Below are 10,901 nucleotides of genomic sequence, written 5' to 3'. Positions count from 1 at the left end.
GACGCGTCCCCGGGCACGGCGATCCCTCCGATCTCGTCGGCCACGGCCTTCGCCCGGTCCCCGTCGAGGTCGTTCACGACGACCCGGGCGCCCTCCGCCGCGAACCGCCGTGCCCGGGGACGCGTCGGAGATCGTCGCCCCGGCGCGCGAGGCGCTCGGCGGCACGGTCGACGTGTACTGCGCCAACGCGGGGGTCGCCAGCGGCGGCACGGAAGCCGCCGACGACAAGGTGTGGGCGCTCGCCTGGGACGTGAACGTGATGGCGCACGTCCGGGCGGCCCACGCACTGCTCCCGCAGTGGCTGGAGCGCGGCAGCGGCCGTTTCGTCTCCACGGTCTCGGCGGCCGGGCTGCTCACGATGATCGGCGCGGCGCCCTACAGCGTCACCAAGCACGGGGCGTACGCCTTCGCCGAGTGGCTGTCCCTCACCTACCGCCACCGTGGCCTCAAGGTGCACGCGATCTGCCCCCAGGGGGTGCGCACCGACATGCTGACGGCGTCCGGCAGCGCGGGCGACCTCGTGCTCGCGCCGACCGCGATCGAACCGGAGGACGTCGCCGACGCGCTGTTCGACGGCATCGAGAACGACCGCTTCCTCATCCTGCCGCATCCCGAGGTGGCCGACTTCTACCAGGCGCGCGCGACCGACCCGGAGCGCTGGCTGACGAACATGAACCACATCCAGCGGAAGTGGGAGACCACGGGCTGACCCACCTGCCCGGCGGACCGGGCGCCGGGAGTGGGATGATCCTTCGGCGGGATCGTCCCCTTCCGGCCGTTCCGGCCGACCGGGAACCGTTCGACGGCCGTGGGACGACCAGTAGGCGACGACAGAACTCCGAAAGGCAGGTGGCGGAAGTGCCCAGGACGACGGACGGAGACGGTACCCCCGTCCCGCAGCGGCTGCTGGCCGCCGCCACCCGGCTCTTCGCCGAGCGCGGCTACGACCGCACGTCCGTGCAGGAGATCGTCGAGGCGGCGGGCGTCACCAAGGGCGCGCTGTACCACTACTTCGGTTCCAAGGACGACCTGCTGCACGAGGTGTACGCGCGCGTGCTGCGGATCCAGCAGGAGCGGCTCGACGCGTTCGCGGGCGCCGACGCGCCGGTGGAGGAGCGGCTGCGGGGCGCCGCCGCCGACGTCGTCGTCACCACCATCGACAACCTCGACGACGCGATGATCTTCTTCCGCTCGATGCACCACCTGAGCCCCGAGAAGAACAAGCAGGTCCGCGCCGAGCGCCGCCGCTACCACGAGCGCTTCCGCGCGCTGATCGAGGAGGGCCAGGAGTCGGGCGTCTTCTCCAAGGCCACGCCCGCGGACCTGGTCGTCGACTACCACTTCGGCTCCGTCCACCACCTGTCCACGTGGTACCGCCCGGACGGCCCGATGGGCCCACAGGAGGTCGCCGACCACTTGGCCGACCTGCTGCTGCGCGCGCTGCGGCCGTAGGCGTTCTTGCCGGGGTTCGGCGGGGCGGTCACCATGGCTGGATGAGTTCCGGACCGGGCCCCTCGGGCCCTGGGGGCGGTTCGGCCGACCCCGATCTGTGGCAGCGCAGAGTCACCCGCTGGGCCTCCGCCCTTGCCGGTCTCTTCCTGGGCCTGCTCACCGCGGCCGTACTGGCATGGCGGGAGGGGAGCCTGGCCGGAAACCTCGTCAACACGGTGGTGGCCGCGGCCAACGTGGCCTTCGTCATCTTCACCTGGGCCGTCTTCAAGGCAGGTCAGGAACAGATCGCCCAGATGCGCAGGGAGTACACCCACGCGCAGCAGGTCTACGAAGAGGCGGTGCTAGCCCGTCTGGACCAGACGGGCCCACGTGTCAGCGTGTCCTTCGACAGCTGGGACGCCGCCCTGGAGAAGGACGACCAGGGCAACCACCTGCAGCCCGGGGCCGTCGTCGCCGACGGCCAGCGGGTCCGGGTGAGAACCCTTTGGCTGGTGAAGAACTGGGGACCGGAACCCGTCATCGTCACCCGCCGGGGCTTGGCCGACGCGGGGTGTCCGCACGGTCGGCGCGTGCTGCCGGGTGCGAGGATCTCCCTCACGTTCGAGAAGCAGGGCACGGTTGCGGACTGGAAGCTGGCTGACGGCTCATGGGAATGCGACATCGTGGTGATCGCCGAGGATCTGAGCGGCGCCGTGCGGGACCGACACAGCTGGGAGGGCAGGTTGCGGCTGTTCGTGGAGGTCCAGGACGGGGTGAGACTGGTGGCTCCCGACATCTCGCACGACGCCGTCGCGCGTCGAGAACGTTCCTATCCCGACCGGGCTCCGTCGCCGTTGCGAAGCCGTAGCGTTCGGATCCCCTGATCCAACAGCTGCCGGTGGGACGCGCTGGCGGAGCGACGAACAACGGGTGGCGCCTCAGTGACGTGAGCGCCCCGACACGGCAGGAGCACCTGTTGGACTTGCCGGGCGGCCTGGCTGAATTCCTCGTACCCGATCGGCTGGCCGTCGGCTTCGTCGATCAGCTTCAACAGGATGTCGACGGCCGGACGGTGCGCGAACCAGCAGGGCAAGATCTGGGTGCCGACATGGTGCGTGTCCACGGCCTTGAGGACGAAGTCACGAAGGCCCTCCAACTCGTCCAGCGACGCAGCGGGCACCGGATCGGGCGGCGTCGACGACTGTTGCGCGGGCACGGGACGAGGAGGGTTCCTGCGGTATGCGCGCCGAGCTTCCTCCACCGCATCGCGTAACCGGGGCGAGCTGTTCCAACGGCGGAGCCGCATGAGCTTGGCGGGCAGACCGCCGTACAAGCACAGCACGGTTTCGGCCGGCATCTCCCGCAGATCCGAACGCCGCCAGCCGCGGTGGCCGTGCCCGCGTACGTCCGACTGCTGGAGCAACTCGTGCAGGAAGTCGCCGGTCCGCGGGTCACTGTTGCCCGGGAGGAAGAGTTTGCCCCGGTGATTGTTGACGATGAGGGCGCCGCGGTCCTCGCCATACGTGGCGCGGAGCTGGCTCATGTCGTGGAAGACGGAGATCAGTTGGATGCCGCTGCCCGCCGCCGTCGTCGCGAACGTGTCCAGGTCGTCGAGACGCGCGATGTTGCCTGCCTCGTCCAGGCACAGCATGAGCGGCACCTGGATGATCGCCTGTCCGTCCTCCTCCGGTACACCGTTCCTGTCGATCGTCGCGCTGACCGTCTGCCGTGCCAGAGCCGTGAAGAGCGGCATGAACTGCTTTTGCTGGTGTGGTGGAGCGCACAGGAACAGAGTGTGCGGTCTGCCGTCGAGGAAGGTCTGCAGAGGCAGGCGCCTGGTCTGCGCGCAGCGTCTGTTCACGCCTTCCAGCGCGAACACTTCCAGGGTGCCGGCCGCCGTGGCACAGATATTGGTGTAGGTGTCGCTGTGGTACTGGTCGTAGCCCAGCAGGCGGGTGATGCAGCGTTCCCAACCGCCGGCCTGCGGGTCCCTGTCATACCGTTGCCGACGCTCGATCAGCAGGGTCACCGTGTCGGCGGGCTGGCCCTGGTTCAGCCATTCCAGGACGTCGCCCATGGTGGCCTCGGTCCGTGCCGCGGCGTAGAGCAGAGGCGTGAGCAGCAGCCGTGCGTGACTCGCCCAGAAGTCACCGCTGCGCATCGTCCGGAAATCCGTGCCGCTGGTCAGGCTCTCCGCCTGGCGTACCGCGTCGTCCCAATCCCGGATGGAGTCCAGAGGGCTCCAGCCGACGCAGTGGGGCGCGAAGCGCCTGCCGATGGACTCGGTCAAGCCTGCCGGATCGAAGATGAACACCTCGCCCAGGCTGCTGCGGTGCTCCAAGGTGGCCGCGATGACATCGAAGCGCACGGACGTGACCAGGCACGGCCCCGACCACTCCAGAACGGCCGGGATGACCACGCCCGTGGTCTTGCCGCTCCGCTGCGGCCCGAAGACGATGAGCGGCTGCCGGTCCTCGCAGCGGTACACGCCCCGTTCGTCGGCGCCGAGAGCGACGCGACGGCCGGCGTCGTCGTCCTCTGATGTGAAGAGCTGTCGGAACTCCTGGTCCATGCGACGCCAGTCCTCTCCCCCCGACCTCAGGCCAGGCTGCCCGAGGTCGTGTCGAAGTCGTATCCCTTGGTGACGGACGCGAGGAACCCCGCGAGGCCGATGTCACGGAAGAACGACATGTACGCGTCGGCACCGGCCGCCGGCTGGAGGAAGTGGTGGGTGTCCAGTGAGACGCGCGTGCCCTGCTGGTCGGCCCCTGAGTGCTCGCCGCTGTACACGAGTTGGAAGAACAGGCCGCTCCAGTCCGAAGCCGCGGGAGCCATGACCTGGAGGTGCTCGCTCACGCTCAACTGGGTCGGATGGCGGCGACTGACGCGATAGTCCATGCGCCCGAAGTCGTCGTAGTCGCCCTGCGGTGCTCCGTTGGTGCTGCGGTCGATCCGGCCTCCGGCGTCGGGCAGCCGGATCGCGATGTTCTCCATCATGACGTCGAGGTTGCGCGCGCGGTCGTTGAACCGGTGGCGGCGGAAGTTGTGGCACACCACGTCGAAGGTGAAATCTGCGGTCAGAAGTTTCACCCGTTTGGTGATCTCGTCCGGTGCGATGCCACTGCTCTGCTCGCCCTCGAGGGCTCGGTGCAACTCGGCGTCAAGGGCTGCTATCGCCTTGCGGAGGATATCCGGCAGGGTCGGCATGAGGCGCGTGTACCAGCGGTGGAACGTGCGCAGTGTCGAACCCGGGCGGGTGAGCTGCACCCGCCCATTGCCGTAGAAGGTCAGATCGAAGGCGTAGTCCGTGTCGCGGAACTGGAAGAGCAACCGCTCGTCGTCGATCGCGGTTTCCAGGGCGGGAAGGTTGGCGAACTTCGCTTTGATGAGAGCTTCCTCGATAGCTCCATGCAAGCGAAGCGCGACGCGGCTCGCATCGATGAGTCGGGACCAGCGGCCCACGCCGGAGAACACCGCCTGGAAGGTGAACTGCCGTATGTTTTGTACGGACTCCGCGAAACCCGTGCAGAAGTCCTCCCAGGTCAGCTGTTCCAGGAATACCCCGGTGTAGTTGCGGTCACGCAAAGCGCGCTCGAGTTCGGGCTGCATGCTCTCCCTCAGTCGGTAGGCGTGGGGTCGTAGGTGCTCCGCGCGTGGTCGTAGGTTCCGTTTTTCAGCTGCCGGTAGACCGCGAGGGAGAGAGGGAAGCGGCGCGGCCCACCGAGGCGGTCCGTTTCCCCGTCGGCGTGGATCAGGTGATTCGCCAGGTCGTGCAATACGGGGAAGAGTTCCTGGTGCAGGCCCCGAGCCCCGAGCTTCGACCGGCAGGCGGCTGTGGCGATGGCGGACAGCACTGCGGGTTCGATGTCCAGCAGATACCCGTGGCGACGGAAGTACTCGCGGTAGAAGACCAGCGGTGAGACGTCGTCCTGTTCGAGGATCTGCCACAACGCCCCGACGTCGAGCGGGTTGAAGCGGATGATGACGGGCAGCCGAGCGGTTAGTTCCTCGATGAATCCGTAGCGGTGGACATCCTCAGGCCTGATCACATCGCCCCAGCCGTGACCGACCTCCCGCATGTCACGGAACCGGTCGATGTTGGTGAAGGCACCCGCCGCGATGAACAGGATTCCGCGTGTGTCGAGCACGCGCGGATGCTCGAACTCACTCGGAGCGAGGTCCAGCCCGTCACTCTCGATGAACTGGAGGAGCCGGCGCTGAATTCCCGCTGTGTCCTCAGTGGCCTTTCCGAAGCGTAACTTGTCGAACTCGTCCAAGAAGATGATCCCGCGGGCCGCGCGATCCTCCGGGGTGCCGGAACCTCCCATCGACCGGGCTCGTTTCACCAGCAGGCTCAGAACCCCCTCGAGAGAGAGACTGGCTGAACTGCCGGTGCCGACAAGCCGGGTGGAGTCCACTACCACGCAGGGAATGTCGAGGGCATCGGCTGCGACCCGGATGGCGTGCGTCTTGCCGGTGCCCGTCGGGCCGATGATCAGTGCGTTGGGCGGGCGGTGTTGCGGGTCGGGCGCGTCGTTCCATGCGAAGTGCATGTCGATAAGGCGACTGAGTGCCCTGATCGCCGGATTCTGCCCCACTACCAGTCGATCCAGTTGCGCCTGAACGGAATCAGTCATGCGCATCCCCCCGATCGCAAGGATCGTACGTCGGGGAGATGCGCACAAGCGAGATGTTGTCAGAAAATCAAGCTAGATGTCCGATAGTTGCCGCCGCTGCTCCGGACCGTCCGCCGCACGGAGTCACAGGTACTTCTTCAGCTCCCGCCGCGCCAGCGACCGCTGATGCACCTCGTCCGGCCCGTCCGCGATCATCAGCGTCCGCGCCCCCGCGTACAGCTCGGCCAGCGGGAAGTCCTGGCTGACGCCGCCCGCCCCGTACAGCTGGATCGCCCGGTCGATGATGTCGACGACGGTCCGCGGCGTCGCGATCTTGATCGCCTGGATCTCGGTGTGGGCCCCCCGGTTGCCGACCGTGTCCATCATCCACGCGGTCTTCAGCACCAGCAGCCGCAGCTGCTCGACCGCGACGCGAGCGTCCGCGATCCAGTTGTGCACCACGCCCTGCTGGGCCAGCGGCTTGCCGAACGCCTCGCGGGCCACCGCCCGCCGGCACATCAGCTCGATCGCCCGCTCGGCCATCCCGATGAGCCGCATGCAGTGGTGGATGCGGCCGGGGCCGAGCCGGGCCTGGGCGATGGCGAAGCCGCCGCCCTCCTCGCCGATCAGGTTCGACACCGGCACCCGCGCCCGGTCGAAGACCACCTCGGCGTGGCCGCCGTGGTAGTGGTCCTCGTACCCGAAGACCCGCATGGCCCGCTTCACCGTGACGCCCGGGGTGTCACGGGGCACCAGCACCATCGACTGCTGGCGGCGGATGTCGGCCCCGTCCGGGTCCGTCTTGCCCATCACGATGAAGATCTTGCAGTCGGGGTTCATCGCCCCGGAGATGTACCACTTGCGTCCGGTGATGACGTAGTCGTCGCCGTCCCGCTCGATGAGCGTGGTGATGTTGGTGGCGTCGGACGAGGCCACCTCCGGCTCCGTCATCGCGAAGGCGGACCGGATCTCACCGGCGAGCAGCGGCTCCAGCCACTGCTTCTTCTGCGTGTCGTCGCCGAACTGCGTCAGCACCTCCATGTTGCCGGTGTCCGGCGCCGCGCAGTTCAGCGCGGTCGGCGCCAGCTGCGGCGAACGCCCGGTGATCTCGGCGAGCGGCGCGTACTGGAGGTTGGTGAGGCCGGCCCCGTACTCGGAGTCCGGCAGGAACAGGTTCCACAGGCCCTGCCTGCGGGCCTCGGCCTTCAGCTCCTCCACCACGGCCGGCGTGTCCCACGGCGAGGCCAGCTCGGCCCGCTGCTCCTCGGCCACGGCTTCCGCCGGGTACACGTACGCGTCCATGAAGGCGAGGAGCTTGGCGCGCAGCTCCTCCGTACGGGCGTCGAATGCGAAGTCCATGGTGGATCAGCCCTCCTGGGAGCCGGAACCGGAGCCGGTACGAAGAGTCGTCAGGCCGTGTTCGATGAAGACGGGGACCAGGTCGCCGATGCGGTCGAAGCCGCGGCCGACCGTCTGGCCGAGGGTGTACCGGTAGTGGATGCCCTCCAGGATCACGGCGAGCTTGAACCACGCGAACGCCGTGTACCAGGCCACGGACGACACGTCCCGGCCGGAGCGTTCGGCGTAGCGGGCCACGATCTCGGCGGGATCGGGGTGCCCGGCGGCCGTCGCGGTCGTCGAGACGGGGGAGTCGGGCAGCCCGAGCGGCACGCTGTACATCACCAGCAGCCCCAGATCGGTCAGCGGATCGCCGAGCGTGGACATCTCCCAGTCGAGGATCGCCCTGATCCGGTCGTCCTCGCCCAGCAGGACGTTGTCCAGCCGGTAGTCGCCGTGGACGATCGCCGGGGCGGGGGAGTGGGGGAGCTGCCGGCCGAGGGCCGCGTGCAGTTCGTCGATGCCGGCCAGCTCGCGGTTGCGGGACGCGTCGAGCTGCTTGCCCCAGCGCCGCAGCTGCCGGTCGAGGAAGCCCTCCGGGCGGCCGAAGTCGGCGAGGCCCACCTCGGCCGGGTCCACGGCGTGCAGCTCCACGAGGGTGTCGACCAGGCCCAGCACGGCGGCCCGGGTGCGCTCGGCGCCGAGCGGCGCGAGCTGTTCGGCGGTGCGGTACGGGGTGCCCTCGACGAAGTCCATGACGTAGAAGGACGCGCCGAGCACCTCCTCGTCCTCGCACAGCAGTACGGGGCGCGGCACGGGGACGTCCGTGGGGTGCAGCGCGCTGATCACACGGTGCTCGCGCCTCATGTCGTGCGCGGTCGCCAGCACATGGCCGAGCGGCGGCCGCCGGACGACCCACTTGGCGACGCCGTCCGTGACCTCGTACGTCAGATTCGACCGCCCGCCCTCGATCAGCCGGCCGGTGAGGGGACCGGCCACCAGTCCGGGCCGCTCGGCGTCGAGCAGGGCGCGGAGCCGGTCGGGGTCGAGACCTGGCGGGTGGTCTGGGCGCATCATTGCTCCTACACGCGGGGAGAACGGAACCAGACACATGATGCCGACCGGTCGGTATGTCGTCCAGTGGGCGGGGCGAAAGTGATCGGTGTCTCGACGGGATCCGGCCGCGCAGCCGGACTCCGATACCGGTGCCGACCCGGGGGGCCGGGACCGGAGACGTCTCCGGGCGCCGCAGACGCCTGCGGGGCCGAAGGCGTCCCCGGGCCCGTCCGGGCGTCACGCGTGGCAGGTCATCATCTCCCCGCCGTTGATGGTCGCCATGTCCATGAACCCGGCGAACGGGTCCACGCCCTCGCCCTCGGGCAGCCCGTCCAGCTCGGCGTAGGCCCGGTGCAGGTTCGCCACCAGCCGCTCACTCTCGGGCAGCGCGGCGTACTCGCCGAGATCCGTGGTCCGGGCCGCCTCCAACGGAGTGAGCCCCGCCGTGTGGGACTTCTCGGCGACCTCCGCCACGAACCGGATGTACCGCTCGGCCCGGTCGAACGCCGACGGGTCCGTCACCGGCCCGTGCCCCGATACGACCGTCTCGGCGCCCAGCTCCCGCATCAGCGCGAGGGCCCGCAGCGAGCCGCTCAGCGACCCCATCAGGAAGAACGGCGTACCGCCCTCGAACACCAGGTCCCCCGCGAACAGGATCCTCCGGTGCGGCAGCCAGACCAGCGAGTCGCCGACCGTGTGCGCGACGCCGGGGTGGATCACCTGAGCCTCGATGTCTCCGACGTGCACGGTCATCCGGTCGTCGTACGTCAGGTCCGCGCCCTGGATGCTGATGTCGCCGAAGTCGGTCCGCGGCCACAGCAGATGCAGGTGCTGCCCGCTGGCCAGGGCCTCCCGGCGGCAGGCGGAGTGCGAGACGAGTGTGGCGGCCGGAGTGAAGAAGCCGTTGCCGTAGGTGTGGTCGCCGTGGTGGTGGGTGTTGACCAGGAAGCGCGGAGCGGGGACGCCGGTCGCGTCGAGCGCGGCGCCCAGCGCCCGGGTCCGGCGTTCCGTCGCGGCGGTGTCCACCAGCAGGGTGGTCGTCCCGTCGCTCACGAACCCGGAGTTGTTGAGACACCATCCGCCGTCCGGCTGCACATACGCCCACACGTCGCTCGCCAGCTCGACGGTGTACGGCTCTGCTGTGGTCATCGTGATCCCCTTCATCCCCGAATCGCCCCCAACTGGTGCTCAGAGCCTGCCAGTCGGCGACGATCCAGCCGAATCCGGGGGGTACCGGGAACACGCAGGTGACGCCCGGGGCGCCGCCCGGCGCGCGGCCCTCCCGGCCCTCGGCTAGTGGTCGTCCCAGTGGCCGTCGTGCGCCGCGTGGCGGTGGCCGTCGTGCATATAGTCCACGTGGTCCCCGTGCGCGACCGTCGGGTGCCCGCACCCGTCGCCGTGCTCGTGGGCGTGCCCGTCGTGCTCCGTGTGACCGCTCGGCTCGCACTCGTCCCAGTGCCCGCCGTGCTCGCGGTGCAGATGCCCGTCGTGCGCGTAGTCGGTGTGGTCGCCGTGCGGCACGGCCGTGTGTCCGCAGGCGGGGCCGTGGTCGTGGTCGTGGACGGGGTGTTCCTGGTGAACGGTGGTCATGGTGCTGCTCACCTTCAGTGGTGCGGGGGTGACCTCACCAAGGTAGGCACAGAAGTCCCTCTTCCACCTTTGCGAAACCTCATGCGCGCCCCAAGCCTCGGCCACGGTTCACCCACCCGCCGTGCGGCATCGCGGTCAGAGCACCAGGACCGCCCCGCACACCGCGAGGGCGACCGTGCACAGTACGGCCGTAACGGCCACGCGCGGTGCGAGAGCCGCGGGCCGGGGGCCCGTCAGGGCGCCGATCCGGCGGTGGGCGAGCCCCAGCAGCCCCAGCCACAGCGCCGCGCACAGGGCGGCCGCCACGACCCCGGACGCCGGGGCGCCGCCGTGCAGCGCGGACTTCACGGCGAGCACGGCGATCACGGCCCCGGTCAGGGTCGTACGCCGCCACGCCAGCCGGGTCCGCTCCGGCTGGAGCCCCGGATCGCGCTCTGCGGCCGCGCGGGGAGCGGTCACCCCTCCCACCCGAGCAGTACGACGGCGACCATGGCGATCGCGACGACGGCGACCACGACGCCCAGCGCGGCCGGGAAGCGGGACACCGGCAGGTCCTCGCCCCGCCGCATCGCCCGTTCGCACCGCACCCAGTGGTTCACCGCCCGGAACGCGCACAGCACCCCGGCACCGAGCAGGGCGAGCGCGAGTCCCACCCGCCACCCCCAGCGCAGGTCCGGCAGGAACTGGTCAACCGCGAACCCGCCGCCGATGAGGGCGAGCGCGGTGCGCAGCCACGCCAGGAACGTCCGCTCGTTGGCCAGCGAGAACCGGTAGTCCGGTGTCCCGCCCTCCTCGCGGATCTCCTCCGGCGCGAACCAGAGCCGGACGTTCCGCACGAATTCGATCACTTGAGGGACCCTACCCGTGACC

Annotated in this window: 11 protein-coding genes and 1 pseudogene; 3 read left to right on the top strand and 9 right to left on the bottom strand. The window is 69.6% G+C overall.

What is annotated here, in order from left to right:
* Positions 1–106 precede the first annotated feature (106 nt).
* The 3 genes and pseudogenes from AOK23_RS06645 to AOK23_RS06635 form a co-directional block, all read left to right on the top strand.
* Positions 107–709: pseudogene (locus AOK23_RS06645) on the top strand (SDR family oxidoreductase); the annotation flags it as partial.
* A gap of 149 nt (positions 710–858) precedes the next feature.
* Positions 859–1,452 (top strand): TetR/AcrR family transcriptional regulator, encoded by a 594-nt coding sequence (locus tag AOK23_RS06640; RefSeq protein ID WP_055521512.1) that lies wholly within the window; start codon positions 859–861, stop codon positions 1,450–1,452.
* Between the two features lie 41 nt (positions 1,453–1,493).
* The gene (locus tag AOK23_RS06635; RefSeq protein ID WP_055711810.1) at positions 1,494–2,315 is read left to right on the top strand and encodes a hypothetical protein; all 822 of its coding nucleotides are present in this window, start codon (positions 1,494–1,496) and stop codon (positions 2,313–2,315) included.
* On the opposite strand, the gene AOK23_RS06630 is transcribed toward AOK23_RS06635, so the two are convergent.
* The 9 genes from AOK23_RS06630 to AOK23_RS06590 form a co-directional block, all read right to left on the bottom strand.
* Positions 2,261–4,003 carry a type IV secretory system conjugative DNA transfer family protein gene (locus tag AOK23_RS06630; RefSeq protein WP_055711809.1) on the bottom strand — a complete coding sequence of 581 codons (1,743 nt, stop codon included), beginning with the start codon at positions 4,001–4,003 and terminating at the stop codon, positions 2,261–2,263. The genes AOK23_RS06635 and AOK23_RS06630 overlap by 55 nt on opposite strands.
* 26 nt (positions 4,004–4,029) lie before the next feature.
* Positions 4,030–5,040 carry a hypothetical protein gene (locus tag AOK23_RS06625; protein ID WP_055711808.1) on the bottom strand — a complete coding sequence of 337 codons (1,011 nt, stop codon included), beginning with the start codon at positions 5,038–5,040 and terminating at the stop codon, positions 4,030–4,032.
* A gap of 8 nt (positions 5,041–5,048) precedes the next feature.
* On the bottom strand, positions 5,049–6,068 hold the full coding sequence (locus tag AOK23_RS06620) for an AAA family ATPase (protein WP_157877961.1): 1,020 nt from the start codon (positions 6,066–6,068) through the stop codon (positions 5,049–5,051).
* Positions 6,069–6,191: 123 nt separating this feature from the next.
* Positions 6,192–7,406 carry an acyl-CoA dehydrogenase family protein gene (locus tag AOK23_RS06615; protein ID WP_055711806.1) on the bottom strand — a complete coding sequence of 405 codons (1,215 nt, stop codon included), beginning with the start codon at positions 7,404–7,406 and terminating at the stop codon, positions 6,192–6,194.
* Positions 7,407–7,412: 6 nt separating this feature from the next.
* Positions 7,413–8,459 (bottom strand): phosphotransferase family protein, encoded by a 1,047-nt coding sequence (locus tag AOK23_RS06610; RefSeq protein WP_055711812.1) that lies wholly within the window; start codon positions 8,457–8,459, stop codon positions 7,413–7,415.
* 219 nt (positions 8,460–8,678) lie between these two features.
* Positions 8,679–9,590 (bottom strand): MBL fold metallo-hydrolase, encoded by a 912-nt coding sequence (locus AOK23_RS06605; RefSeq protein ID WP_055711811.1) that lies wholly within the window; start codon positions 9,588–9,590, stop codon positions 8,679–8,681.
* A gap of 144 nt (positions 9,591–9,734) precedes the next feature.
* Positions 9,735–10,031, bottom strand: a complete 297-nt coding sequence (locus AOK23_RS06600) for a hypothetical protein (protein ID WP_055711805.1) — start codon at positions 10,029–10,031, stop codon at positions 9,735–9,737.
* A gap of 135 nt (positions 10,032–10,166) precedes the next feature.
* The gene (locus tag AOK23_RS06595; RefSeq protein ID WP_055711804.1) at positions 10,167–10,490 is read right to left on the bottom strand and encodes a DUF202 domain-containing protein; all 324 of its coding nucleotides are present in this window, start codon (positions 10,488–10,490) and stop codon (positions 10,167–10,169) included.
* Positions 10,487–10,879: a YidH family protein gene (locus AOK23_RS06590; RefSeq protein ID WP_055542907.1), complete on the bottom strand. Its 393-nt coding sequence runs from the start codon at positions 10,877–10,879 to the stop codon at positions 10,487–10,489. Before AOK23_RS06590 ends, AOK23_RS06595 begins: the two co-directional genes overlap by 4 nt.
* Positions 10,880–10,901 lie beyond the last annotated feature (22 nt).

Origin of the sequence: Streptomyces torulosus, assembly GCF_001419765.1 — a bacterium.
Taxonomy (GTDB): domain Bacteria; phylum Actinomycetota; class Actinomycetes; order Streptomycetales; family Streptomycetaceae; genus Streptomyces; species Streptomyces torulosus.
Note: the sequence above shows the minus strand (reverse complement) of the source record. Positions and strands in the feature narration are given on the sequence as shown.